The organism is Sinobaca sp. SA16-1, assembly GCF_059510515.1.
In genome coordinates this window covers 151,316-178,211 of record NZ_JCAKFL010000004.1, presented here as the reverse complement: position 1 = coordinate 178,211, position 26,896 = coordinate 151,316, and the positions used below count along the sequence as shown (strand labels likewise).

The window sequence follows — 26,896 nt, the reverse complement described above, 5'->3', positions numbered from 1 at the left end:
ATACATACATATAAATATTTTTTGATTTAATTTTTCTTTTAAAATCTTTTCGACTACTATTTTTGTAATTCGGGCACGACATCGGCAAGGGTGGCGTTGTTCTATATAGTGAAAGTGATGGCAGCAAGACTCTGTTCAATGTTTGTAGAAGTGATCTGTCATAGACACCCCGAAATATAAACTGCTGAAGCCACTATTCAATGCCGGTAACCATTTTTTCTAAATAGTCCTATACTAAACTTGTAAAATATGCTTACGGAAATGGTATAATAGGCGATATTAGGGATATAATGGATAATGACAATACACTCACGACGAACAAAAAATTGAAAATTCGTTTAACTTTCCGCTTTTTCAGGAAAAGTATAAAAGGACGGAGCAAGTAACAGCCGGTAGAAAATCTGTCCATTACAATCTCTTTGCAAAAGAAAAACGTGCCCAATCATAAAAATAGATATATTATGTATAATGAGTCATTTTCTTCGAAACGTACATATATATGACAGATCATTTGGCTGTGCATATTCATTTAACAAGGGGGGAGATAGACATGAAACAGCAGGACCGATATACCAGACTGGCAGAGGTAACCCGGCTTATTAATTCAAGGCTGGAGCTAAAAGACATGCTGAATCATGTAGTAGAGGCTATATCTGAAGAAGTGGTCCTCTGTGATTCAGTCGGTATCTATCTTCCTCAGGAAGACGGCACCTATAAAGGATTTGCCGGGAAGCCCGAATTTATTAATGGCAGAACTCTGGATATGCATGTAATAGATCCGGAAACAGACATGCTGGCCCAGCAGATTATTGAAACAAAAAAAACAATTTATATTCCGAGCATTACTACAGACGAAAGACCGGATGCAGACGCGGTGGATGACTTTAAAATCCGCTCGCTGCTTGCTTCTCCTATCGTTTTTGATAACGAGATTTACGGACTGGTTTTTCTGTTTAATTACAACATGCCAATGGAATTGACTCAGCAGGAAATTGAAGCAGTCGAAGCCTACATTAATATGACGGCGGTGGCCATCCGGAACGCCAATGAATTAAAGCGGAAAGAATCGCTGATCGCGGAAAATGAATTAATACTGGATGTGACGAAAGCTTTATCGATGAATCAATCTGTCGAGGAAGCGATTGAAACCTGCTTTTCCTACCTGGAAAAAGTGCTGTACAACAAAAACGCCGGCATGCACTTTATCGAGGCTTCCATGAGCCGGTATATTAAACCGAGGAGCTTGAATCACAAAAGCGAATGGTCTGAAAAAGCCTGGAAAGACGCGCATCAAAAAGTAAACTTAACCCACAGCGAAGATCAGCTGTTTCAATACGTAGTAGAGAATAGACGGTCTGTGTATTTGTATGATGCCACAGAAGACCCTAGAACACATAAAGAGGCGATCAAAGAATTTAATATCCGCAGCCTGCTCATGCTTCCGCTTATTTCCATTGGTGATGTACTCGGAGTGGTGGCAGTTCCGCAGTTTATGGGAGCGGAGCCTTATTTTACAGAAACCCAGCAGGCAAAAGCCCGATCAATTGTAGATGCCGTTGCCCCTGTCCTTTCCACGCTGATCTATATGGATAAACAGGAATTGATCATTCAGGACCGGACGTCCGCTCTGTTGAAAAAGAACGAAGAACAGGCAGAGAATGTAAAAGAACTGGAACGTCTAAGTAAAGAGAAGGCAATGATCCTCGATGCAGCAGGGGAAGGTATATTTGGTATTGATATAAAAGGGTATGTGACATTCTGCAATCCTGCAGCGCTTAATATGCTCGGTTATCAGGAGGACACGTTTGTGGAAACGCGGCACATTCACGACGTATTCTCCACCCCTATTATGGAAAGCAATCCGGAGAGCAGCGTTTTTCATCAAGAACCTAAGCTCTCCGCTGAATTTTTTAAACGAGAGGACGGCACGCTGTTTCCGGGAGAATATGTGCTCTCCCCGATCCTGGACATGAATGAGATAAAAGGCTATGTTATTACGCTCCGGGATGTTACCCAGCGAAAGGAAATGGAACAGAAAATCAGGTACCATGCCTACTACGACAGCCTTACCGGGCTTGCAAACCGGGTGCTTTTTAAGGACCGTGTCCAGCAGGCACTTGGTTATGCGGAAGATAACAAAGAGAAGCTGGCAATTTTATTTTTGGATGTGGACCGCTTTAAAAATGTGAACGACTCAATGGGACACGAACACGGGGATCTTTTGTTAAAGCAGGTGGCCTACAGGCTCCGGGAGGTAATGGGGACCTCTGATACGCTGTCGCGGCAGGGAGGGGACGAATTTACGGTTCTTCTTCTCGGGAAAAATAATATTAAAGACGTCCAGTCTAAAGCCAACTCTATTGTTGAAGCGTTTCAGAACCCGATTACTATTAATGAAGTCGATCATTTTATTACGGTCAGTATGGGAATCAGTCTCTACCCATTTGACAGCGATAATGTAGAAGGACTTCTAAAGCATGCGGATACAGCGATGTATCGCTGCAAAGAAGCCGGCGGAAACCAGTTTCAGTTCTATCACCCTGAAATGGAAACCGAAATGATGGAGCGGATGAAGCTGGAAACGGCTTTATTCAAAGCATTGGAATATGAAGAAATGGATCTTCACTACCAGCCGCAGTTCAATATGGAAACTAAAGAGCTGGTCGGTATTGAAGCATTGATTAGATGGGACCATCCTTCGTATGGCAGACTGAGTCCGGATTTGTTTATTTCGCTTGCGGAGGAAACCGGCCTCATTATTCCGATTGGCGAATGGGTGCTGCGTAAAGCCTGCAGACAAATGCAGGCCTGGATGAAAGCCGGAATGAAACCGGTTACGATTGCAGTGAACATTTCGCCGCGCCACTTCAGTCATGCTTCCTTTATTGAAAACGTTCAGGTGATCCTGGCAGAAGAAAAAATTGATCCGGGACAGGTGGAGCTCGAACTTACAGAAAATCTATTAATGCATAATAACGACAAAAACGCCGAAAAGATGGAAGTACTCCGCAGCATGGGAGTAGATCTGGCGATTGATGACTTTGGAACAGGATACTCTTCTCTCCGCTATTTAAAAGATTTTCCCGTCAGCTTGTTAAAAATAGACCGTTCCTTTATTGACAGCATGAACAAGGATGCAAAAAGCGCGGCCATTACCAAGTCGATTATTACGATGGCCCATAACCTTGAATTAAAAGTAATGGCTGAAGGAATTGAAACAGAGGAGCAGGTAGAAGCTCTGCTTGAACAAAACTGTATTTACGGTCAGGGCTATTTATTTTCCAGGCCCATGGCAGCAGAAGGCATATTCAACACGTACGGCCCAGTCGAAATAAAAAGGGGATCAGGCGAATGAAAACAGCACGCCACTTAGTGGAATATTTAAAATCTGGAGGAATTGAATATATTTTCGGCATTCCTGCCGGGTCGGTCAACGCTTTCTTCGACGAGTTATACGAAGAACCTGGAATGGAGCCTGTTATTACAAAACATGAAGGAGCAGCAGGCTATATGGCATGTGCGTACGCTAAATATTCCCAGTCTTTGAGTGTGTGTGTTGGAAGCAGTGGCCCGGGAGCCACAAACTTTATTACCGGAGCAGCCAACGCGATGAGAGAACAGCTGCCGGTGCTGTTTCTGACGGGAGCTGTGCCGGTAGCTTCCAGGGGGTTAAACGCCTCCCAGGAATTAAATGTATCAGATGCGTATGAAAGCCTGACAAAATACAGCGTGACGATCCCGACGGCAGAAGCATTTATGCCGGAAATTGAAAAAGCAGCCGCTATCGCTTTAGAAGGCATACCGGGACCGGTTCATGTGGCCCTTCCTATCGATCTGCAGCTCACTTCCGTAGAGCAGGGGGCATTGGCTCCTTTTCCTTCACTGGAGAGGTCCGAGCCGGATATGGAGCATGTTCAGGAAGCGGCAGCGCAGCTTAATAGTTGTAAAAAAGGTATCATCTTCGCAGGTCAGGGTATCCGCCAGTCTGCTGACGAGGTGGAGGCTTTAGCAGAAAAACTTCAGTGGCCTATTGTAACAAGTCCGCAGGCGAAAGGCATTATCGCTGATTCCCATCCAGCAATGAAGGGGATTTTTGGATTTGCCGGAATGGAAGAGGCGTCTGAGATAATGAATGATGCGGGCTATGAGACGATTCTGGTGCTCGGTTCCAGCCTGGGCGAAACAGCGACCAACAATTGGAATCCCTGCATATCAACCGATCGTTATGTTATCCAAGTGGATCATGACGTCAGTGTATTCGACCGCAAATATCCGGTCGATCTTCGCGTTGAGAGCGATCTTGCTTTATTTCTCCATCAACTGCTGCCTTTGCTGGAAGCGAAGCCGATGCTTCAGGAATACGAGGAGAAGCCGGCTCAAAAGCCGCATGTATTTAATACCCAGACGGTTCTTCATGAGATTCAGTCCCTTCTTCCGGCTGATACAAGGTATATAGTGGATATAGGAGAATTTATGGCCTATGTGGTCCATCATATGAAAGTGCTGGAGAAAGATACCTTTGATATAAATGTACACTTTGGAGCGATGGGAAGTGCTATTGGAGGGGCTATTGGCGCAAAAATAGCACAGCCCGAAAAGCCAAGCGCCTGCATTACCGGGGACGGCTGCTTCTTTATGCATGGAATGGAAATACTTACAGCAAAAGAGTACAATCTGCCTGTTGTGTTTATTGTTATCAATAACGCCCGGCTTGGCATGGTCCATCACGGCCACAATCTTCAATATAAGCGTGTACATAAACGCTTCAGCCAGAAGCCCGTTTCCATTAAAGCGATGGTGGAAGCAATGGGGATTCCTGCATTTAAGGCATCAAGCCTCGAAGAACTTGATCAGCTGAAACAGGAACAGCTTTTTGACGCAGATGGTCCATCCCTGCTGGAAATTGAACTAGTCGATGACCAGGTACCGCCTATGGGAGACCGGGTAAAGTTTTTATCGTCTTTCGGTAAATAAGCAATAAAAATACGTATTTTTTTCTAATTTAGAAAATAGACTACTTTGAACCCTTACAGTTGACATTTGCGTTGTGATATAATATAGAAAACGCAAAGAAGTGAGGAATTATCATGGCTCAATCAGATAAATGCACAACCGATAAATGCATGATCACGAACGCGATGGACCTGCTCGGCAAAAAATGGGTCGTTCTTGTCATGTATAAGCTGCTTAATGGGCCGCGCCGCTTTACGGAGCTGGAGGCAGACATGGCAATCAGTGGAAGATTACTATCCGAACGCTTAAAGGATCTGGAAGCTGCCAATATGGTAACCCGCAGGATCTATCCGGAAATTCCACCCCGCGTGGAATATGAATTAACGGAGAAAGGCAGAGGCATTGAACCGGTTATTCAAGAAATTTATGCCTGGGCCGAAAAGTGGGAAGCCGCTGATATGGAACACAATAAACACCTGGTAGATCATAAATAAACGTTCTGTGGAGACACTTTCTCCACGGGACTTTTTTTATGGAGAAAAGAGGGTTCGCTTGTAAATAGAAAAATACGGGTATAGGTGGAAAATGGAATGTAACAGAAAGGGCGTATAAGATGAAAAACATCGTAATTACTGGAGCAACAAGCGGAATTGGCCGAGAGACCGCCCGTATTCTGGCAGGACAGCAGCACCGCGTAACCATTATTGGTCGCAGCAAAGAAAGAGGGACATCCACAGTAGAAGCATTAAAGCGGGAAACATCAAACCCGGACATTTTCTTTTATCAGGCCGATCTTTCTCTAATGGAGGACATTGAGGCTGTGGCAGCCAGATTAGGAGAGGAACTTACGGTTATAGACGCATTGATTAATAATGCAGGTGCTCTTTTTGAAAAAAGGACGGTAACAAAAGAACAGTTCGAGGAAACGTTTGCTTTAAACTATTTAGGCGTGTTTCTGCTTACCTATAAATTACTGCCGCTCATGAAAAAAAGCACGGAGGCTCGTATCGTTAACGTATCTTCCGTCGGTCATAAATTTGCACGGTTTGAACTGGATAATCTGCAGGGAGAGAAAAAATATGGAGCGATGAAAAGCTATGCGGGGGCTAAATTGTATTTGAATATGTTTACATATGACTTAGCAGACCGGCTCGAATCCGAAAACATTCAAGTGAACGCGATGCATCCCGGCAATATTTCAAGCGGTTTTGCCCTGAATAACAAAGGACCTTACCGATTGCTTCACTACTTTACGAAATATGCAGGGAATTCGTTAAAAAATGGCGCCCAATTGGAAGCCGACCTGGCGGTTTCTGAAAGCTATAGGGAAATGACGGGTAAATACTTTACGCCAAAAGGAGAAGAAGCATCGTCTGCTGCTTCTTATAATAAAGAAAATCAGAAAACGCTCCGGAAGATATCTGAATCGATGCTGTCCTCTTATTTGTGACGTTTGACTTCTGACCTTTGGGGTATGGAATAGCAATACGCTATAAGGAGGAATCTATTGAAAACATTACTCACAAAGCAGGACATGGAAGAGGGCACAGATCTTCCCGAGTGGCTTCTGCAGGAATACCGCACATTCCACGATACCGTAACCGATGCTTCATTCCCGTGTTATTTTGGAATGAGAGCAGAAAATAAAGGTGAACTACGGTATGCCTATATAGAGCATAAGGATTGGTCGGCCCTGCCGAAGGCGGTGGGAGAATTTCTGGAGTTGTTCCAGGGGCCGCCTTTCACGAGACATGGCTTGTTTGTATTCGTGGAGCCGGAAGTTACGGAGGGCACGATGGATCAGTATAGAAGCCAGTTCTGGAACATTTTACAGTTTCTTCATGAAGAAGATACACAAAGCTGGCCGGCTGATAAACCAAGGGACCCGGAGCATTATTTATGGGATTTTCATTTTCATAAAGAACCTATTTTTGTATTTGGCAATGCTCCGGCCTACAAACAAAGAAAAACCCGTGACCTTGGGCGGAGCCTCGTGCTGGGATTTCAGCCACGCAAAATATTTGAAGGTCTGGAAGGAACAGAAAAAGGCGGCATTATGTCGCGTGAAAAAGTAAGAGAACGTGTAGAAAAATGGGATAACCTGCCTAAGCATCCGGATATCAGTCATTTTGGCGATCCGGAGCATAATGAATGGAAACAATTTTTTATAGGCGACGATGCAGAACCGATAAAAGGAAAATGTCCCTTTCATTACGGCAAATAGAAAGAAAGCAGGGAGCTTTCCTGCTTTTTTATTTTGGCCTTCCGATTGTTTTTTTGGTTTAGATGGTCCCGCAAAGTATTTAGATGTTCGTACATAAAAGTTTCAAGAGAACGGTTATATAAAAGAGCGGCCGGATGATAAATAGGAAATAAATAATGTTCCCTGCGGGACCACTGGTAGTCGTAGCTGTCCGGTGAAGTGAGCTCCAGTATGCTTCGCTTTTGAAGAATACCGGTGACAGAGGACATCTTTGGATTTTCCCCAGTAAGGCGGCGGTACGCGATTTTTCCCATTGGAACAAGAACTTTGGGCTGAAACGTCTGAATTTCGTAATCGAGTACGGGGGCATGGGCCGCTGCTTCTTTTAAAGTCGGCGTCCGATTGTATTTCTTATTTGGATTGCCGGCAGCATTTCCCCATTTGTAGGGGCGGCTTCGCACGGCACTTGTAATATAGACCTCTTCCCGGGACAGCTCGAGGTAGTGGAGAAATAAGTTAAACTCTCTGCCGGCCCGGCCGGTAAAGGGAATACCATTATGAAACTCGGTTTCGCCGGGAGCTTCACCGATAAACATAAGCTCCGGGTTTAAAGGGCCGGTTCCCGATACAAAACCTTCACAGGGATAAGGGGCCAGTCGTTTCTTGGCAGCGTCTATTAATTCTTCAGGGAGCATGAGCACACATCCTTTACAATAAATGGAGAGCGGTTAAAGCATACCGGCGGCCAGCGCTTGTTTCAAGTTATCCAAATGCGTATAAATAGTCTGATCCAGAGAACGATTATATAGGGAAGCGGCTGGGTGGTACAGGGGGAAAATGAAATACTCTTTTTCCGACCAGACGTAGCTGCCGGATTCCTTCGAATACTGCCGGATGGGAGAACGGATAATACGGCCTGCCGTTTCCGATACAGCATAGTTTTTGCCGAGCAGCCGCCAGTACGGTGTTTTTCCCATTGGCAGCAGGACGGCTGGACTGGCACTGCTGATTTCGTAATCAAGGAGCGGCGCATGGGCCAGAATCTCTCTTTTGGAAGGAGTTCGGTTATACTTGCGGTCTTTCCCGTTTTTTTCTTTTACTGTATAGGGCCTGCTTTTAATAGTGCGGGTCACGTAAACGTCTTCGAGCGGATAACCAAGGTACTCAATATATTGAAGAAATTGTTTTCCAGCCCGTCCCCCGAAGGGATCTCCTTTATATATTTCTGTCTCGCCGGGAGCTTCCCCAATGAAAAAAAGCTCAGGACTGACAGGGTTTTCCCCATCCAGAAATCCCTCGCATTGATAGGGAGCCATGCGTTCTTTGGCTTCGGCGACAAGTTTTTTCGGCAGCATAAAGAAAAAATCTCCTTTCCAATAGAAATGACATGCCGTTTTCTGTATAGTATAGAAGGTTAGTAAATGGGAATAAATGAAGAGCAGGAGTTTTACATATGGAAGATATATCACTCTACGTCATGTTGTTTTTAATTATAGCAGGATTTCTGGCAGCTTTTATTGATTCCGTAGTCGGAGGGGGCGGAATGATTTCCACTCCGGCGCTGCTGGCGTCGGGACTGCCGCCTTCTACAGCACTGGGGACGAACAAATTGGCAAGTACGATGGGTTCGTTTACGAGCATGATCTCTTTTATGCGAAACGGGCAGATCAACAAGCGGCTCGTCTGGATTTTGTTTCCGCTCTCCTTTGGAGGTTCTGTGTTTGGTGTGTTCATTGTCCAGCTGCTGCCTCCGGACGTGCTGGAGCCGATTATTTTAGTGCTTCTTATTATAGTAACCATTTATACGATTTTAAAACGCGATTGGGGAATGGCTTCGACATTTAAAGGGATATCCATGTCGCTGCTTATATTTGCCGGCACCGCAGCGTTTGTTATCGGATTCTACGACGGGTTCCTGGGAGCAGGAACCGGTTCATTTCTCTTATTTACGTTTCTCATGATGGGGTTTAACTTCGTAGAAGCGGCAGGTAATGCGAAAGTACTAAATTTCGGAAGCAATATTGCAGCTCTTATTACATTTATCAGCTTTGATTCGGTTCATTTTATTTATGGAATTACGATGGGGATTGCGATGGTGGCGGGTGCATACATGGGGGTGAATTTCGCTATTAAAAAAGGCGCTGCCTACGTGAAGCTCCTGTTTGTCGTCGTCACTGTTCTGTTAATTGCGGTTAATATTTGGGAGTATATGACGGCATCTTAAAACGACCCCTCACCAGTGGTGAGGGGGTCGTTGTGTCAGTTTTGCTGCCTGTTAAATTCTTCTTTTACTTTCTGAAGCAGGAACGGCTGGTCGAGCAGATCCAATGCGGTCATGGCCATCGCCTGCGCTCCTGTAAGCATATCGTCAAACCCGCGCCGGCTTCGTGCCGCCTGTTCAAAGCCAGGGGTATGGCATGCGTAATCTTCATCTGTAATCTGGATGTACGGATGAATAGATGGAACGACGTGGCTGACGTTCCCCATATCTAGTGATCCCCCTCCGCCTTTTTGCTCCCGGACAGCTGAAGCATCTACACCGGCTTCAACTAAACGAGAGGTGAAAGCGGAGGATAGGGTTTCGTTGGTTGTCATATCGTCATAAGAGAACTCGTAGTTGGATATCTCAAGTGATGTTCCCGCCGCAAGAGAAGCCCCGCGTGCGCAATTTTTCACCTTTTCGGTAATCTCATCAAGATCGCGTCTTCTGCCGGCCCTTACATAGAAGCGTGCTTCAGCATAGTCCGGTACAATATTGGCCGCTTGTCCGCCTTCAGTAATTATGCCGTGAATACGGACGTCGGAAGGCACATGCTGACGCATGGCATTAATGCTGTTGAATGTTTGAATCACTGCGTCAAGGGCGTTAATCCCCTTTTCCGGAGAAGCCGCCGCATGGCTGGATTTCCCCTGAAAAGCGAACTGAACAGCGTCCATAGCAAGAGACGTCCCGCTTTTTTCGTAATGGCTGTACGGGTGAATCATCATAGCAGCATCTAAGTGGTCAAAAACACCGTTCTCAGAAAAAGGTACCTTGGCTCCCCGGGTTTCTTCAGCAGGGGTGCCGTATACATAAAGAGATCCCGATTTGTCATCCATGGCCTTGCTTGCGGCAACAGCGGCGGCCGCTGCCATCGTGCCGATTAAATTATGACCACAGGCGTGTCCGAGTCCCGGCAGGGCATCATATTCAGCCATAAACGCAATATGAGGACCGGGAGTCCTGCCATGGTAAACGGCTTCAAATGATGTAGGAATGCCATCAATGCCGGTCGTAACATCGAATCCGTGCCTCTGCAGAAGCTCTGCCAAAGCAGCCGATGCTTTGAACTCTTCATGACCCAACTCCGGATAGCTTCCTATGTAGTCGCTTATTTTGAAAAAATCGTCTTTCCATTTTTTCAAAGTGTGTGTAACGTGTGCCATTCTATGCGGCCTCCTTTCTGTTAGTCTAGCATAGGAAAAGAAAGATCCGCACATAGAAAGAAATAAAGATATTTCCGCGGAAGTACTGCCGGACATGGAACATGAAGGATCCCTCCTGCAGTAATGCCTGCCGGTATCCGGTAAACGTGGTAGAATGAAGAGTAGCATAATGATATGTCGCATACTACGTAAAATTGGTGATAGCATGGAAAATACATCGTTTGAAAAAACACCGTTTGGAATCGTCAGTCCCGTCGTTCCTGAAGCAGACCTGGCCCGGGAAGAATCGGGTACAGGACAGGCAGACAGCGGAGAAGCGGATTACTTTTATTTCCAGGCACTTGAAGAAAAAGGAATTGCTCTTAATCAGGCGCAGATGAAAGCTGTGCGGCATGGGGAGGGGCCTTTTCTGGCTCTCGCCGGGGCCGGTTCCGGCAAAACATCGGTTCTTGTCTGCCGCACCGGCTATCTGCTCGCTGTCCGGAAAATACCGGCTGCTCAAATTCTGCTCGTAACCTTTACGAAGAAAGCTGCCGAAGAGATGAAAGAACGAATTGCTGCGCTGCCCGGTATCTCTGCACAGGCGGTCCGACAGCTTCAGATTCGAACGTTTCATTCTTTTTTCCTGCAGCTGCTCCGCGGGCAGGGGTACGATCAGAAAATGATGACAAGCGAGCGGTTTAAGCATATTATCATTAAGAAAAAGTTGAAAGAAGCAGGATTTGATGGAAAGTACCAGCCGGAAATCCTGCTGTCACTATATTCTGCTTATCGGATGAACAATCTTTCCCTCGCAGAAATGCCGGCCAAAACCCCAATGGAAATTGAACAGAAAGGGGTTTTTCGCAGGTACGAAGCCTGGAAAAAAGAAGAACATCAGCTGGATTTTGATGATATTCTCTGTCATGCCTACGAACTGCTCTGTGAATCAGAAACCCTGCTCAAAAAGCTGCAGGAACGATTTCAATATATTATGGTAGATGAATTTCAGGATACCAACCCGCTGCAGTACGAAATGATGAAGATGCTGTCTGCTTCGCATAAAAATTTATTTGTAGCAGGCGATGATGATCAGACGATTTATTCCTTTAATGGAGCGCAAAGTGAAATTATCCTGGAATTTGATAAGGAATTTCCAACAGCAGAAATCGCCACACTAGATATTAATTACCGGTCAACGTCGCCTATTACAGGATTGGGAAATGAAGTTATCCGCCATAATACGAACCGACGGGAAAAGACGCTCAAGTCTACAGCTTTATCCCAAACATATCCGCTTTATTTCCGGGCGGAAACGACAGATGAAGAAGCGAAGCTGGCCGCGGCTGATATTCTTCATAAAGTGCAGAATGGCAGCCGTTCTTTTGCCGATTTTGCCATCCTTCACCGAACTGCCAGTGTGAGCCGCGCTATGTTTGAGCAGCTGACGCTCCATCAGATTCCTTTCTTGTCTTTTACGACAGTGGATCAGATGTTTTATAATCAGTGGCCGATCAAAGCGGTGATGGATCATCTGCGGCTTGCTTTAAATCCATATTATAACGATGCGCTGCCTGAAGTGCTGCCGACGTTATTTATTAACAGGGAAAAAGGAATGCTTCACATCAAACGGTTGGAAGCTGTCGGAGAACAGGCGGAGCCGCTGGAGCTGCTTGAGTCTCTCGGCGGGCTGCGAACTTTTCAGGTGAGCAAGCTGCAGGAGAGAGAGCGTCTGCTCAAACAGCTGAAACCGATGAAGCCAAAACAGGCAATAAAGAAAATGCGTGAAGCATTTTATGACGCATACCTGGAAGCCAATGAAGCCCAGGCGGAAACGATGCATAAAGAAGGCGTGAAAGAAACGCTCGATGAATTGGAATCGTCCGCCGGCCGTTTTGATTCGGTTCTGGCTTTTGTATCCTTTGTGGATGATATGGTGGAAATGTATAAAGGCATGCAGAAAAAAACACAGGCCGCCAAAACAGATGCAGTGTCCCTGATGACAATTCACCGGGCAAAAGGACTGGAATTTCCAGTAGTATATTTAATCGGCGCATCGGAAACGATCCTGCCGCACAGCACGGCGGTTAAATCTGCCGGATGTGGAGATTTTATAAAGAAAAGCAATGAAAGTGAAGAAAAAGCAATTGAGGAGGAACGACGCTTAGCTTATGTCGCTATTACAAGGGCAAAAGAAGAGCTCTATATCGGTTCCCCCGCCCAATATCGTGGAAAAGCAGTGGAAGTATCCCGATTTTTTTTAGAGGCTTTCCCACATGCAACCCAAAAAAGGAGACAACCCATGGAACAGCAGCCGGAAGAAAGAAAAATAGTAAAAGCATGGTTATGCACAAACGACGATTGTATCGTATGGGTGAAAATTCAAACCCAGGAAGACGATACGCTTCAGGAAAAAACATGCCCTATCTGTAAATCAAAAATGGAAAAAGGCGAAAAAGAAGTGATTATCGCGCAAAGAAGAAACAACAGAAGGTAAGTAGAAAAGGATAAGAGTTCTGATAAGCTGTGGAGATTTCTGGAAGGTTCGCACAGGAAGCCCAGCTTCCGATGCCGTAACCTGAAGAAACGGAAGCGGACACATCCGTTAAGCCCCAGGGGCTTTTAAGGATAGTCAAAAAGAAAAAGCCTAAAGCGGGATCAAAGCCGCTTTAGGCCTTTTTTGATAGGTGGAATCGTAGTGGACCCTTTGGAAAACATGCTTTTGATCATATACTGGCCATATTGAATGCCCTGGTGATAGGACACTTTGCCGGGAAGCGGCGGAATATGTTCGACATGAGCATCAATTACAACCGGGACTTCACTGGTGGATGCCTGCTTCAACGCATGTCTGAGCTCTTCCCGCGAATCAGCGGTGTAACCGATGCCGCCGCAGGCACGGGCAAACGCGGCGTAGTCGATGTCACTGATATCTGTTGCTGCAGGCTGGTTGCCCATCGCCTGTTGTTCAAATTCAATCATTGAAAGTTTTTCATTATTAAATACAACCATAATAAGAGGTAGTTTATATTTTACAGCGGTCACAAAATCCTGCATTCCCATCGAAAAACCGCCGTCTCCGACAATACCGATCACCTGTCGTTCCGGAAAAGCAAGCTTGGCGGCAATCGCTCCGGGCAGGGAGCAGCCCATCGTCGCCAGCCAGGACGAGACAACTATTTTTTGCTTTTTCAGACGGAGGTAGCGGGCGGTCCAAACCGTAATACTGCCGACATCAAGGGAAATAATAGCATCTTCTTCCAGAATGTTCTGTATTTCAGCAATCGCCTGCTGGGGTTGCAGGAGCTTTGTTTCTTTATCGATGTCCTGCTGGAGTTCTTCATTCCAGCTTTTCCGTTTTTTAATATAGCTTTGCAGAAAATCATCCTCTTTTTCTTCCAGGCCATTCGTGAACCAGGGGAGGATGGCGCGCAAGTCTCCAATGAGGCCGACCCGGGACGGATAATATTTGCCAATGACAGAAGGATCGATATCAATCTGGACGGCAGGCGTGTCCTCCGGGAGAAATTCACGGTAGGGAAATGCAGTTCCGAGCAGAAGCAGCAGGTCGGCTTCCTGAATAGCTTCATAGGATGGCTTTGTACCGAGCTGTCCGAGCTGGCCCATATTCTGCGGATGATCATCCGGAATCATGCCTTTAGCCGGAAGGGAGACGATGATAGGGGCTTTGATTTTTTCGGCGAAAGCCAATACTTCTTCGGCCGCGCCTTCCGCGCCTTTCCCAACCAGGATTGCGGGTTTTTTCGATTCGTGCATGTATGCTACTGCTTCTTTAAGGTCTTTTTCTTCCGGACGGATTACAGGAGAAGCGTATACCGGAGACGTCAGACCTTCTTTTGATTTAACCTTCTGACCGAATAAGTCATCCGGTACAATAAGAACGGCGGGGCCTTTTTGCGCGTAAGCCGTACGAATGGCCTGATTAAGCATATCCGGAAGTTGTTCGGCTGTTTGGACGCGTCGGTTGTATACGGCTACGTCTTCAAACATCGCTTCAAGCTTTAGTTCCTGAAAGTGATCGGTACCAACCATTGTGCTGCTGATCTGTCCAACAATAGCGAGAACCGGGACTTTATCTTTTTTTGCGTCATACAGTCCGTTCTGCAGATGGACGGCTCCGGGACCGGCAATGGATAAACAGACACCGATCTGGTGAGTAAGCTTGGCATGTGCCGAGGCCGCAAGTGCTCCTGTTTCTTCGTGTCGTATTTGAATGAAACGAATGTTTTCCTGTTTCCGAAGCTCTTCCATCAATTCATTGATAGAATCGCCGGGCATACCAAAAATCCGTTCCACCTTCCACGTGTGTAATAGGTCGATCACCTGTTTACCAGCTGTTTGTTCAAGCATTGGAACATCCCCCCGTTTCATAGTAGTGTATAGGATAAACAATTCCCTGTTCCCGGACTCTTAAACAATCCTTTGAGAGGTCCAATGTTACTTAAAAATGTTAAACCAGCCTTTCCATTTAAACAAAAGCAGCAGGACAGCGGCCATGCCGGCCATTGCCGCAAGCGTGATAAAGTAGCCGTTATCTGCTGTCAGCTCCGGCATGTTCGTAAAGTTCATCCCATACAATCCGGCAATAAAGGTAAGCGGAATAAAAATAGTGGAAACAATAGTCAAAGTCATCATAATTTCGTTCATTCGATTGGAGTTAATTGTCTGGTAATTATCCCGCATATCAGAAGTCATCTCACGGTTGGATTGAATAAGCTCAGTCTGTTTTAATAAATGATCATACACATCCCGGTAGTACGCTTTATGCTCGGTGATAAGCTCAAGACGAAGGTCGAGCATCCGATAAAGCAGATCCCGCATCGGAACGATAGTCCGGCGCAGCTGCAGCAGGTCCCCGCGGATATCAAATACCTCATCAATTAAAGCACCGTACGTTTTGTCCGTATCTTTTTCTTCAATTTCGTTCAGGCGGTCTTCCATTTGATAAAGAGGCGGAAAATACGCATCGACTATTTTATCAATAACAGAATATACAATATAAGTCGCGCCATTTTCACGGACATCAGCCGAGGTCCGGGCCTGTTTCCAAACGGCATCTATTTCCGGAGAGGCGCTCAAGTGAAAAGTTACGACAAAGTTACGGCCGGAAAAAATGTCTACTTCTTTTTTAGCAAAGGTATCCTTCTGAAGCGAATGGATAACAAAAAACTCAAACTCTTCATAGTGGTCGTATTTAGGTCGCTGCATAGAATGAAAGCAGTCTTCCACAGCCAGTGGGTGAAAGGCGAAGTCTTTTTCCAGGCGGGAGGCTTCCTGCTCTGAAGGGTCCCTGAAATCGGCCCAGAACCATTTAATCGTGTGATCTGCAAGCAGTACAGCGATATCTTCATTTTCTTTCCATTCATTATGTATCGTAACAGCCATCGTGCGAATCATGGGTGTGCTCCTCTCTGCATCTCAGCCAACGTATACTAATAGCCTATTTGCCAGAAGATCAAACATACAGTTGTATGAAAACGCAATCTGTGATTTACTGGAAGACATAAATGAATAATCATGCGTCACTTCTAGGGGAGCTGTATAAGCTGAGAAAAGGAGAAATCCTTGACCCTTATTACCTGATCTGGTTCATACCGGCGGAGGGAAGAAGCGGAAGACGGTTTCGTTGTCTTTGCTTCTTCTTTTGGGAAGAAGCTTTTTTGTATGTTGTATACGGATCAGCCATTTGATGGGGGAGGCAGAGACAATGACAGAATTATCCGGACTGTTAGCACATATGGAAGAAAAACAGGAAGATCTTATTGAACTGGTAAAAACATTGATTTCTTATGAAACCCCGGCGCCGCCGGCAAGAAATACAGCAGGCATCCAAGCTTTTATTGCCTCATATTTAAAAGAAATGAACTATGAGGTCGACACCTGGGACGTTTATCCGGGTGATCCGAATGTGGTGGCGAAGAAAAAAGGAACCGATGCAGCCAACTACCACAGTCTTATTTTAAATGGCCATGTAGATACAGCAGAAGTGGAAGGATCGGAGTGGAAGACAGACCCTTACCAGGCAGAAATAAAAAATGGCTGGATTCAGGGACGCGGGGCAGCGGATATGAAAGGCGGACTGGCAGGAGCTTTATTTGTGCTCCGCATGTTCCATGAACAGGGGATAGAGCTGCCTGGTGACCTGACGCTGCAATCGGTTATCGGGGAAGAGGTAGGAGAGGCAGGAACGCTTGCTTGCTGCAGACGCGGCTATGAGGCCGACTATGCGCTCGTTGTAGATACAAGTGATCTTCATATCCAGGGCCAGGGCGGTGTCATTACCGGATGGATTACGATCAAAAGCCCGGAAACCTTTCATGATGCGATGAGGCGGAATATGATCCATGCCGGAGGCGCGGTCAAGGGAGCCAGTGCGATTGAAAAAATGATGGTGATTATTCAAGGTCTGCAGACGCTGGAAAGGCAGTGGGCGGTAGAAAAAAGTTATCCGGGTGTTCCGGCTGGAGCCAATACCATCAATCCGGCCGTCATTGAAGGCGGAAGGCACGCGGCTTTTGTTGCAGATGAATGCCGGCTTTGGGTGACGGTTCATTTTTATCCGGATGAAACGCATGAATCGGCAGCCGCAGAAGTAGAAGAACATATACGAAATGTCGCTTTCGGAGATCCCTGGCTGAAACGTCATTCTCCCGTGTTTGAATGGGGCGGCACCTCGATGATTGAAGACCGGGGAGAAATCTTCCCGTCGCTTTCGGTGGATGAAGAGCACCAGGGAACAACAATGCTCGCAAAAGCGCTGGAGAAAATATCGGGAGAAAAAGCGGTCCTTGATGTTTCTCCCACCGTAACCGATGGAGGATGGCTTGGTGATGCCGGTATCCCGACAGCTATCTTTGGCCCGGGCACGCTTGCCAATGCCCACGCGGTGAACGAAAAGCTTTCTGTAGATCAGCTGCTTACATTTACGAGAACGCTTGCCGTTTATGTATACGAATGGCTGCATTCAGAAAAAAATAAGGAGGAATAGGTATGTCATTCAGCCATATGCTTCAGCAAAAGCTGCAGCCAATCTGGACTAAAAACCACAGCCATCCATTTGTTACCGGGATGGGAGATGGCACGTTGGACAAAGAAGCATTTCGTTATTTTATGATTCAGGACTATTTATATTTAAAAGAGTATGCCCGACTGTTTGCGATGGGAACGATGAAAGCCCGGACATTGAAGACGATGGGGGAGTTTGCGGATCTGCTGCAGTCTACGCTGAATGAAGAAATGCAGCTGCACCGGGAGTACAGTGCCAAGCTGGATATTAGAGAAGAAGAACTGGAGCAGGCAGAAGCAGCCCCGGTGACGTTAGCTTATACAAGGTATATGCTGCATGAAGGGCAAAGCGGCGGACTGGCTGAACTAACAGCAGCACTGCTGCCGTGTATGTGGAGTTACGCAGAAATCGGCCGGGATTTAAGCCGCATTCCCGGAGCTTCGGAGCACGAACTGTACGGGGAATGGATACGAATGTACAGCGATCCCGGTTTTCAGGAACTTGCTGAGTGGTGTATCGCTTTGTTGGATGAACTGGCAGAAGGAAAGCCGCAGCATGAACTTGATAAACTGGAAGAGATCTTTTTAACGACCACAAAATTCGAATATTTATTCTGGGATATGGCTTATCATCATAAAACCTGGCCGCTGTAACAGAAAAAGAGAAAGCACCCGCTGTGCTTTCTCTTTACTTATCTATGGCCTTTTTAACAAAAACACGCCAAACCATTCGTTTTCATCGGTCCAAAAAGCTTCAACGTTTAAATGAGCTTGTTCGGCAAGAGTCATAAATTCGGAAACAGAAAATTTATGTGAGTTTTCCGTATGAATGGTTTCACCCTTGGAGAAGTGAAATGTGTGCCCTTCCAAGGAGATGAGCTGCTCTTTACTGCTTTGGAGGTGCATTTCGATTCGTCCGTTTTCCTCAGAGTAAAAAGCATGATGCGTAAAGTCAGCAGCATTGATGCCTGCATTCATTTCTTTGTTCATACGCTCCAGAATATTTAAGTTGAAGGCAGCCGTAATACCTTTGGCATCATTGTAGGCTTTATGAAGAAGGGAAGTATCTTTCTTTAGATCTACGCCAATCAAGATCTGTCCACCGGCCGCCAGTTCGATTCCGAGCGACTGCAGAAAAGCGGAGGCTTCTTTCTTTTGAAAGTTACCGATAGTAGAACCGAGAAAACAGATCGTTTTATTCGTTTCCGGATCCTCATTCAGAAAGTCCAACGTGCTTGTGTAATCTGCACAGATACCGGTCACTTTCAAAGCCGGATAATGCTTCAGCACGTGTTCTGCCGTGTCCTGAAGGGCGCTGATTGATATATCGACCGGCTTATAGGCCGCAGGTTCGTCCAGAAAAGGGAGCACCTGGTTCATTTTTTCAAAGCTTCCGCTGCCCAATTCAATAATATGGGCCCGTCCGCCTATCGCTTCAGCAATATCAGGACCAAAATCATGCAGAATGTCCATTTCTGTCCGGCTTACATAATATTCCGGAAGCTTTGTAATAGCATTGAACAATTCACTTCCTGTTTTATCGTAAAAATGCTTAGCCGGAAGGGTTTTATGCGTTTGCCCAAGCCCGGCAATTACATCATCTTTAAAAGAGGACACCTCAGGCTGCAGATCGACTAACGTATAAGAAAGGTTTGTGTTTTTCATTTATTCATCCCTGGCGAGACGAATACCGCTGAACTGCCAGCGTTTTTCAGGTGGAAAGAAGTTCCGGTACGTAGAGCGGATGTGAGACTGAGGCGTAGCGCAGGAACCCCCGCGCAGTACCATCTGATTACTCATAAATTTAGCATTGTATTCTCCGAGTGCGCCTTCCAGTGGCCGGTTATTTGGATAAGGAGAGTAGGGACTTCTTGTCCATTCCCATACGTTGCCATACACCTGCTCCGGTTTGTGTACCGGAGCCGGATGATAGGTTTCTGCTTCCACAAAGTGGCCCTCTGTCGCATAATCACGGAAAGCATGCTCCCATTCCTGTTCTGTAGGCAGCCGGAATCCGGCCCAGCGGGAAAAAGCGTCTGCTTCATAATAGCTGATATGGGTCACGGGTTCTTCCGGGTTCACTTTCTTTAACCCCTGCAGCGAATAGGCATACCATTCTCCGTCGTGCTTTTCCCAGTAGAGAGGAGCCGCCCACTGCTCCTGCTTAACAATACCCCACCCTTCAGACAGCCAGTAGCCGGCTTCTGCATAGCCGCCGTCTTCTATAAATTGCATGTATTCTCTGTTGGTTACAGGTACAGTGGCGATCGAAAAAGGATGGATCCAGTATTTGTGTACAGGCCGCTCATTATCAAAAGAAAAATGAACGTTATTAGTTCCTATTTCGGCAAGTCCTTCCTCAAACGTGAGCCATTCCCTTGCGGCTGCAGCCGTTTCTTCTGTTCGTTCCGGAAAGACAGCAGGATTTGTCGGATTAATAGAGAAGTTATATTTAGTATCGGTAATAAGCAGTTCCTGATGCTGCTGTTCGTGCTGGAGACCTACTTCCATGAGATCGGCAATCTCTTCTGTTAAAGGAGTATTTTGTAAAAAGCTTTCCACTTTCTCTTCTACGTATTCACGATAAGCGAGAGTTTCTGCTACTGTCGGCCTGGAGATCAAACCGCGCTGGGATTTAGGAAATATTTTTCCCTGCGTTTCGTAATAAGAATTATAGAGAGCGTTGGAGTCTTTAGAAAACTCTACATAATTCTCAGCATGATTTTTCAAAATAAACTGTTCAAAGAACCAGGTTGTATGGGCTAAGTGCCATTTTGCCGGACTTACATCGGGAGAGGCCTGCATCATATAATCCTCTGTTTCCAGAGGGGCGGTAATGTGAAGCGTTTGTTTCCGGATTGTCCGAAAATCGGTCAGAAGCTTTTCAACAGTGGATGAAGTAGTGTGTGCGATGGGAAAAACCTCCTAAAAAAATTTTACTTATCTCATACCTTCTTTTTGCCTGAACCAAACCTGTAGAAAGCCAAGCACAATAGAATGTTAGAATTCACTATAGAGGGGGTACATAATGATATATGACAAATTATATGGAGCGGTAAAATGATAAATACCTGGAAGGCAAAAGTAGTTAGAAAAAAAGCATCTTTTAAAAAGCGCCCATCCACGATAAATATTCAAGCGGTAGCTTCTGTTGAAAAACGGTTAATCTCTACGACAGGGCGAATGACTCCTGTAACCTTTTATTATCCAGTAACATCCGGAGCGGCCACACTTCCCATTTACATAAACCTTCACGGAGGAGGATTTGTGCAGGGGCAGCCTTCCCAGGATGATCCGTACTGCAGATATATAGCCAATGAGGCTTCCTGTCTTGTAGTGAATATCGATTATGCCAAAGCGCCGGAGTCCCCATTTCCAGCAGCTTTAGAAGAAAGCTATGAAGTTATCAAATGGGTGATTGATCACGCCGATAGTCTTCGCGCGGACAAAGAACGGCTGGCTGTCGGCGGCCAGAGCGCAGGCGGCAATCTGGCAGCAGCGCTCACTTTGCTGGCAGCTATCAGAAAAGAATTTTCGTTCTCTAAACAGGTTCTGAATTATCCAGTGGTGGATCTGGCAACACCGGCTGAAGAAAAACCTGTGCTGGATGAAAACCGTGTGATTCCGGCTAAAGAGTTGACTTTTTATAATAACTGCTATGTAGTAGATAAGGAAAGTGCTAAAAATCCCCTTGCTTCGCCTATTATGGCAGAGAGTATGAAAGGGGTACCGCCGGCTCTGGTTATTACGGCGGAATATGATTCTCTTGCAGAGGAGGCCGAACTGTACGCAGCCAAGCTGACCAAGCATGGAATTGAAACAGAGCACAGACGGTTTGACGGATGTGAGCATGCGTTTACCCATGATGGTCCCAACAAGCAGGCAGAAGAAGCATGGGAGCTTATTGCACGTTCATTAAAATCATCCCTGCATACCAATCAAGCTGCAGCATCAGTTACTACTAAATAAGGAGTGAAGAAAAATGGACGATCGCTTATTTAAATCCGCCATGGGGAAATTTGCCTCCGGCGTGACCGTGGTTACAACAGAGACAGAAGAAATACATGGTATGACAGCCAATGCATTTATGTCCGTATCTCTTGATCCGAAGCTTGTCGTCGTTTCCGTATCCAAAAACGCGACCTGCCATGAAAAAATTAAAGAAGCCGGGACATTTGCGGTAAGTATTCTTTCACAGGAACAGGAAAAGTATTCCATGTACTTTGCAAGACAGCTCAAAGAAGATATCGACGTGTCATTTGAGCGGTTCGAAGGACAGCCTGTTATTGAAGATTCGTTAGCCAACCTGGCCTGCAGAGTGCATTCGACCCATGAAACAGGGGACCATACGTTGTTTGTAGGGGAAGTCATTAATCTAAAAGTACAAGACGGGGACCCGCTCTTGTACTTTGAAGGAAAATACAATAAATTTGCTGAATAACTGAACATAGTTTTTTAAAAGTTGTGTTCATGTTTAAGAGGGACCCGGAGAAAAATCTCCGGGTCCCTCTTTTTTTAGTTGGATGTTTTTACACTTACGACAGTGACGGTAACGAGAATAAGCGCCATTCCAAGCAGTTGAATGATGGTTAAATGATCGCCGAGCAGCAAGACACCGAACAGCGAGGCCGTGACCGGCTCGACCATCGCAACCATTGAAGCATTTGCAGGTGTTGTCCGGCGGATTCCAATCACATATATAATAAAAGAAATGCCCGCTCCGACGATTCCTAAAAGAAGAAACCAGCCTGTATCATTTGATGTCAATACAGCAGCGGCTTCATTCATGTCTGCAAACAGAAACAGGATAAGACAAAAGATAAAAAAAGCGATGGTTAACGTAGCCTGAGGCTTTCCAAGAGCGGAAGCGTTTTTAAATCCGAAGATAAACAGAGCGTAAGAAAGACCGGATGCGAGGCCGGCTGTTACTCCCAGAGCACTCACGGTGAGTGACCCCATGTTATAAGCTCCGGTAAGAAGAATAATTCCTATAAGCACTCCGGCAATGCTCGCCCATTTCATCCAGGTGGAACGCTCCATGCCCAGCATAAAAGAAATGAGAAGAACAAATATTGGTGCTGTATACATTAAAGTGACCGCAATAGCGATACTGGAAGCCTGGATACTTACGAAATAAAAGGTGAAATTTCCGGCTACTCCGACTCCTGCAAGCAGAGCCCATATGTAAAAAGAAGTAGACCGGTTCCAATTTTCCTTAAAGCGGAAAAGAACCCAGGTAAAAAAGCAGATAAAGCCAATAATGCCCCGGTAAAGGGAAATGATAATAGGGTCCCAGCCCCTGCTCATCAGAATGTCAGCAATACCTCCGGTAATGCCCCAGAATACGGCAGCCAGCATAACCAATCCAACGCCGGCGTATTTCATATTCATAATATGACCTCCTATAAAAAGTGGACTTCAATCATTCCATAGTTAACAGGATGAATGAAGTCGCAGTCTGCCTATTTTTACGAAAAACGTTTCTTTTCTTTTTTTCCCTCAAGCATTTGTTTAAGGTCGTGTTTTTTTCTGGTGGCTACGAGAATAAACAGCGTATCCCCCGGCTCGATCTCAATATTAGCGTCTGTATTAAGAAGTTCTCCATCACGGACTAATGCATTGACAGCAGATTCTTCCGGTATATTAAGGCTGTTTACATGCTGGCCGATAATGGCAGAATGTCTGGAGGCCTGATATTCAATAAGCTTAGCATCTGTTTTTCCTATATTAACAAGCTCCCAGGAAGAATGTTCGTCCCTGCTGTCAGGGGCAGTAACTTTCAGCTTGTTGGACAAGGGAGCAATGGTTGACCCTTGAATGAGAGCTGAAGTAAGCACGATAAAAAAGACCGTATTAAAAATAATCGAATCATTATCTACGCCCGCTACGATTGGAAATGTGGCCAGAATAATAGGTACTGCGCCACGCAGTCCGGCCCAGGATAAAAACAGCCGGTCATTCAGGGAAAATCCGCTGCCGAACGTAGAAAGAAAAACGGCTGCGGGTCTTGCGATAAACATAATAAAAAAGGAAAGCAGTACACCTGTCCATATGACGCCCCACGAGAAAATATCTTCCGGGGTGGCCAGTGCTCCCAGTACAATAAACATGACGATCTGTGCCATCCAGGCAAACCCTTCGTGAAAAGTGGTGATGGAATGGCGGTAGGTCAATTCCGAATTGCCGATTACAAGAGCAGCAACATACACAGCTAGAAAACCGCTGGCGAGCGCAAATTGAGCCGAACTATAGATGATGAACGCAAATGAAATGGCAAAGATAGGATAAAGGCCGCCGGCATCCATGTTAATTTTGTTAACAGCGTAAGAACCAACCTTTCCTAAGGCCAGGCCGATCGCGACGCCGCCGATCATCTGCCATAAAAAACTTCCGGCCATCAGCGTATAGCTTGGGTCCGGAGACATGAGCAGTTCTATAGCTGCCAGGGTAAGAAAAACGGCCATGGGATCATTGGCCCCGGCTTCGCCTTCCATAGAGGCACTGAGACTGGGCTTAATATTTTTTCCTTTTAATGTAGCAAACACGGCGGCTGCATCAGTAGAGCCCACCAGTGCTCCGAGAAGAAAGGCTTCTATCATGGTAAGGTCCAGCAAAACGTAAGCAAAACCTGCCAGAAGAAGCGAAGTCAGCAGCACCGTGAGCGTGGATAATGAAAGAGCGGTGCCGGCAACAGGCCGGATAACCGACCACTTTGTCTGGATCCCGCCTTCGAATAATATAATAACAAGCGCAAGGATCCCGATGGTCTGCACATGCTCCACGTTCCCTAAAGGAAGGATATTCAATCCGCCGGATCCCATCAGCATGCCGATAGCGATAAATAATATTAGAGAGGGAACGCCAAGCCGGCTGGAAAATTTGGACACGAGAACTCCGCAGGCGAGCAGAAGTCCTACAAGGAGCAGAATATAATCACTTAATAAATAATCACTCAGCACAACAAGGCCTCCTTTTTTAAAAAACAAAATAAAAAAATGCCCGATTACAGGCATTTTTGTAAGATACTGTCCTTTTGTATTATGGTTTCATATCAATCCACGAATACGTATGGTGCATGGAAAAGCCGTTAAAGCTCCGGTACCCGCTGTAGGCGGTCCGTACCTTTTCCAATTCTGCCTGCATATATGTTTCGCCTTCCTCATAAAATGTAGTAAACGATTCAGATGATCCAAGATTCATCGTTTCTACTCCTACGGTTACAGGCGTTGCATATACATTCCCCCATTTCATCTCGTTTGAAACCAGCGTAATGATACCGTTAGGGCCATCTGCTTTGTCACGGTAAGCCATAATATTAACACCGTCAGCCTGTTTGATGATCCATTCCGCCAGGTTGCCTTTTCCGATTTTGCTGCTGTAGGTTATTTCATCGAACCAGAAAGGCATATCCACAAAAAGAGGGAGTCCCATATCGTTAGCGGCTTTTGTACTGTTAATCAGCAGTGTTTGGTAATTCAGGACGCTTTTGGCATGATTTGTGTTCCAGCTCGAATGAAGATAAGGCTCGACATCAAGGTGCAGAGCTGCAAATTTTTCTGAAGGAGCGGCGCTGTTCTGATAGGTTTTCAGCCAGGGGATGACTGGCGGCTGTGTTTTGCCGCTGTAACGCGTTCCCCAGTCGGAGGCGCCGTCGAGTGCATGAACTGCGATACCGCGCTCCCCGGCACGTTGTATGAAGCTGCGGTAGGAAGAAGACGGGATGGTCCGGTCAATCTGCAGATAAACCGTCTCTGCTTCCTTTGATTCAAGAAAAGTAAGAATGCGGTCCGGTTCAGAGAGCATTTTATTTGTGTCCCAAAGCCAGGTGGATAAATAATTGCTGTTTGCGTTCACATGCTGCTGAGGCGTAATGGCCACAATAATCACCGCCAGTATAATAGTTAAAATAGAAAAAAGTCGCTTCATTCGTTGTTCCTCCGTTTATATGTAATGTGTGGGATAGTCTGGAATTCAGTCAAAAAGAAAAGGGGGCATGGTGAGAACTGGTAATGCTTTTATCTTGTTTTATATAGTAGATATCGGTCTTATTTTGATAGTTATAAGTGAAATGCTGTATTATTTTTATATGTATAATGAAAAGTTAAAACAGCTGGCTTCATCAAAGAAAAAAGCAGAAAACCGCTGAGGGTTTTTCTGCTTTCGTTTCTTATAAGGCGGCTATAATTTTACCGCGGACATGGCCGTCTTTTATACGGTGAAGTGCAGAAACGACTTCTTCCAAAGAAACAACTTCCTGAGGAAGAGGCTTAATCTTTCCTTGAGAGGCAAGTGCTCCGAGCTCTCTGGCCATACGACCGAGGTCGGCACGCTGCTCGAGGTCGTCGGAACGATAAACAAAACCAAGTGCAATTTCGTGGAAGGAAGGAGCCAGTGTTTTTGGTGTGTATTGTGTAAAATCGGGCAGGGAAGCGATGCAGACGAGGTGGCCATTAAACGCCAGGTAATCAATCGCTTCGGTAGCTGTCTTTTCACCAATGGTGTCCAGTACGATATCCACGCCGCGTCCATCTGTATATTTGTGAATCGCTTCGGTTACATTCTCAGTCCGGTAATCGATCGTTTTGTGTGCTCCCAGGCCGGTTACGTACTCATTGTTCTCCGGAGAACAAGTGGTAATAATGTGGAGGCCTGCAAGCGAAGCCAGCTGAATGGCATAGCCGCCTACGCCGCCTGCCCCTGCCTGGATAAGGATGGTCTGTCCATTTTGCACCGCTACTTTTCGATACAGGGATTGGTAGGCTGTCAAAGCGGCTGTCGGAAGAGAAGCAGCTTCTTCATGGCTCCACCCCGACGGTAGCGGAGCGATTACATCAGCAGAAACGGTAACATATTCGGCAAATGCGCCGTTTGCGGTCATGCTGATGTGTCCGTAGACTTCGTCTCCTTCTTTCCAATCCGATAAACCGGGATGCACTTTATCTATAATGCCGGATACATCAAGACCCGGCACGTGGGGAAGCTCCCATTCGGGAAGGGCGTTTTCCGATAATTTATAATCCACCGGGTTTACACCGGCCGCTTTTACTTTGATCCGTACTTCTTTTTCCTGTGGTTCCGGTAAAGGAAGATCGGTGATTTCCAAGTTATCGATACTTCCAGGTTTAGTCAGGGCTAAAGCTTTCATTAGAGTGTCCTCCTTTATTTGGTGAAGCTGCTGCACGTGCTGTGAATAGACGTATACTTATCTACATTCCTTTTTTTAAGAAGAATAAACGAAACAAAGGCAAAGAAAGTGAAACAAATAATTCAGTAGCCTCGTAAAATAGAAGCAGGTATGATGAAAGAGAG

General features: G+C 45.9%; 23 protein-coding genes and 1 riboswitch. Of the genes, 12 read left to right on the top strand and 11 right to left on the bottom strand.

Annotated features, from left to right (window positions below):
* Positions 1-550: 550 nt before the first annotated feature.
* From AC5W2J_RS12700 to AC5W2J_RS12680, 5 genes are all read left to right on the top strand, one after another.
* A complete protein-coding gene (locus tag AC5W2J_RS12700; RefSeq protein ID WP_496059825.1) occupies positions 551-3,355 on the top strand; it encodes a bifunctional diguanylate cyclase/phosphodiesterase in 2,805 nt (934 codons plus the stop codon).
* Positions 3,352-4,974: a thiamine pyrophosphate-binding protein gene (locus AC5W2J_RS12695; RefSeq protein ID WP_496059824.1), complete on the top strand. Its 1,623-nt coding sequence runs from the start codon at positions 3,352-3,354 to the stop codon at positions 4,972-4,974. Before AC5W2J_RS12700 ends, AC5W2J_RS12695 begins: the two co-directional genes overlap by 4 nt.
* 113 nt (positions 4,975-5,087) lie before the next feature.
* Positions 5,088-5,447, top strand: a complete 360-nt coding sequence (locus tag AC5W2J_RS12690; protein ID WP_496059823.1) for a winged helix-turn-helix transcriptional regulator — start codon at positions 5,088-5,090, stop codon at positions 5,445-5,447.
* A gap of 119 nt (positions 5,448-5,566) precedes the next feature.
* Entirely contained in the window at positions 5,567-6,403 is an 837-nt protein-coding gene (locus AC5W2J_RS12685; protein ID WP_496059822.1) for an SDR family NAD(P)-dependent oxidoreductase, read from the top strand.
* Positions 6,404-6,487: 84 nt separating this feature from the next.
* On the top strand, positions 6,488-7,177 hold the full coding sequence (locus AC5W2J_RS12680) for a YqcI/YcgG family protein (RefSeq protein WP_496060092.1): 690 nt from the start codon (positions 6,488-6,490) through the stop codon (positions 7,175-7,177).
* On the opposite strand, the gene AC5W2J_RS12675 is transcribed toward AC5W2J_RS12680, so the two are convergent.
* Positions 7,165-7,851 (bottom strand): uracil-DNA glycosylase, encoded by a 687-nt coding sequence (locus AC5W2J_RS12675; RefSeq protein ID WP_496059821.1) that lies wholly within the window; start codon positions 7,849-7,851, stop codon positions 7,165-7,167. The genes AC5W2J_RS12680 and AC5W2J_RS12675 overlap by 13 nt on opposite strands.
* Before the next feature lie 33 nt (positions 7,852-7,884).
* A complete protein-coding gene (locus AC5W2J_RS12670) occupies positions 7,885-8,511 on the bottom strand; it encodes a uracil-DNA glycosylase (protein WP_496059820.1) in 627 nt (208 codons plus the stop codon).
* A gap of 98 nt (positions 8,512-8,609) precedes the next feature.
* Here AC5W2J_RS12670 and AC5W2J_RS12665 point away from each other — a divergent pair, with 98 nt between their 5' ends.
* Positions 8,610-9,380 carry a TSUP family transporter gene (locus AC5W2J_RS12665; RefSeq protein ID WP_496059819.1) on the top strand — a complete coding sequence of 257 codons (771 nt, stop codon included), beginning with the start codon at positions 8,610-8,612 and terminating at the stop codon, positions 9,378-9,380.
* Between the two features lie 35 nt (positions 9,381-9,415).
* Here the strand turns inward: AC5W2J_RS12665 and AC5W2J_RS12660 are convergent, their stop codons facing one another.
* Complete coding sequence (locus AC5W2J_RS12660) at positions 9,416-10,582, bottom strand: M20 family metallopeptidase (RefSeq protein WP_496059818.1); 1,167 nt, start codon at positions 10,580-10,582, stop codon at positions 9,416-9,418.
* A 205-nt stretch (positions 10,583-10,787) separates the two neighbouring features.
* Here AC5W2J_RS12660 and AC5W2J_RS12655 point away from each other — a divergent pair, with 205 nt between their 5' ends.
* Positions 10,788-13,058, top strand: coding sequence for a UvrD-helicase domain-containing protein (locus AC5W2J_RS12655; protein ID WP_496059817.1), 2,271 nt, complete (start codon positions 10,788-10,790; stop codon positions 13,056-13,058).
* A 161-nt stretch (positions 13,059-13,219) separates the two neighbouring features.
* Here the strand turns inward: AC5W2J_RS12655 and AC5W2J_RS12650 are convergent, their stop codons facing one another.
* Together AC5W2J_RS12650 and corA are read right to left on the bottom strand one after the other, a co-directional pair.
* Complete coding sequence (locus AC5W2J_RS12650; RefSeq protein ID WP_496059816.1) at positions 13,220-14,932, bottom strand: pyruvate oxidase; 1,713 nt, start codon at positions 14,930-14,932, stop codon at positions 13,220-13,222.
* Positions 14,933-15,019: 87 nt separating this feature from the next.
* On the bottom strand, positions 15,020-15,979 hold the full coding sequence (corA, locus tag AC5W2J_RS12645) for a magnesium/cobalt transporter CorA (RefSeq protein WP_496059815.1): 960 nt from the start codon (positions 15,977-15,979) through the stop codon (positions 15,020-15,022).
* A 123-nt stretch (positions 15,980-16,102) separates the two neighbouring features.
* Positions 16,103-16,205: riboswitch (TPP riboswitch) on the top strand.
* A gap of 84 nt (positions 16,206-16,289) precedes the next feature.
* Between corA and AC5W2J_RS12640 the strand changes: the two genes are divergently transcribed.
* Entirely contained in the window at positions 16,290-17,570 is a 1,281-nt protein-coding gene (locus AC5W2J_RS12640) for an acetylornithine deacetylase (RefSeq protein WP_496059814.1), read from the top strand.
* A 2-nt stretch (positions 17,571-17,572) separates the two neighbouring features.
* Entirely contained in the window at positions 17,573-18,241 is a 669-nt protein-coding gene (tenA, locus tag AC5W2J_RS12635; protein ID WP_496059813.1) for a thiaminase II, read from the top strand.
* 42 nt (positions 18,242-18,283) lie between these two features.
* Here tenA and egtD read toward each other — a convergent pair whose 3' ends face one another.
* Together egtD and egtB are read right to left on the bottom strand one after the other, a co-directional pair.
* Positions 18,284-19,252 carry an L-histidine N(alpha)-methyltransferase gene (gene egtD / locus AC5W2J_RS12630; protein ID WP_496059812.1) on the bottom strand — a complete coding sequence of 323 codons (969 nt, stop codon included), beginning with the start codon at positions 19,250-19,252 and terminating at the stop codon, positions 18,284-18,286.
* On the bottom strand, positions 19,253-20,464 hold the full coding sequence (gene egtB / locus AC5W2J_RS12625; protein ID WP_496060091.1) for an ergothioneine biosynthesis protein EgtB: 1,212 nt from the start codon (positions 20,462-20,464) through the stop codon (positions 19,253-19,255).
* A gap of 183 nt (positions 20,465-20,647) precedes the next feature.
* Between egtB and AC5W2J_RS12620 the strand changes: the two genes are divergently transcribed.
* A complete protein-coding gene (locus AC5W2J_RS12620; RefSeq protein WP_496059811.1) occupies positions 20,648-21,556 on the top strand; it encodes an alpha/beta hydrolase in 909 nt (302 codons plus the stop codon).
* Positions 21,557-21,569: 13 nt separating this feature from the next.
* On the top strand, positions 21,570-22,028 hold the full coding sequence (locus AC5W2J_RS12615; RefSeq protein ID WP_496059810.1) for a flavin reductase family protein: 459 nt from the start codon (positions 21,570-21,572) through the stop codon (positions 22,026-22,028).
* 74 nt (positions 22,029-22,102) lie between these two features.
* Here AC5W2J_RS12615 and AC5W2J_RS12610 read toward each other — a convergent pair whose 3' ends face one another.
* From AC5W2J_RS12610 to AC5W2J_RS12600, 3 genes are all read right to left on the bottom strand, one after another.
* Positions 22,103-22,972 carry a DMT family transporter gene (locus AC5W2J_RS12610; protein ID WP_496060090.1) on the bottom strand — a complete coding sequence of 290 codons (870 nt, stop codon included), beginning with the start codon at positions 22,970-22,972 and terminating at the stop codon, positions 22,103-22,105.
* Between the two features lie 83 nt (positions 22,973-23,055).
* Positions 23,056-24,546 (bottom strand): potassium/proton antiporter, encoded by a 1,491-nt coding sequence (locus AC5W2J_RS12605; RefSeq protein ID WP_496059809.1) that lies wholly within the window; start codon positions 24,544-24,546, stop codon positions 23,056-23,058.
* Positions 24,547-24,625: 79 nt separating this feature from the next.
* Positions 24,626-25,513, bottom strand: coding sequence for an amidase (locus AC5W2J_RS12600; protein WP_496059808.1), 888 nt, complete (start codon positions 25,511-25,513; stop codon positions 24,626-24,628).
* A gap of 94 nt (positions 25,514-25,607) precedes the next feature.
* Here AC5W2J_RS12600 and AC5W2J_RS12595 point away from each other — a divergent pair, with 94 nt between their 5' ends.
* Positions 25,608-25,733, top strand: coding sequence for a hypothetical protein (locus AC5W2J_RS12595; protein WP_496060102.1), 126 nt, complete (start codon positions 25,608-25,610; stop codon positions 25,731-25,733).
* Between the two features lie 21 nt (positions 25,734-25,754).
* On the opposite strand, the gene AC5W2J_RS12590 is transcribed toward AC5W2J_RS12595, so the two are convergent.
* Positions 25,755-26,732: a zinc-binding dehydrogenase gene (locus tag AC5W2J_RS12590; protein ID WP_496059807.1), complete on the bottom strand. Its 978-nt coding sequence runs from the start codon at positions 26,730-26,732 to the stop codon at positions 25,755-25,757.
* Positions 26,733-26,896 lie beyond the last annotated feature (164 nt).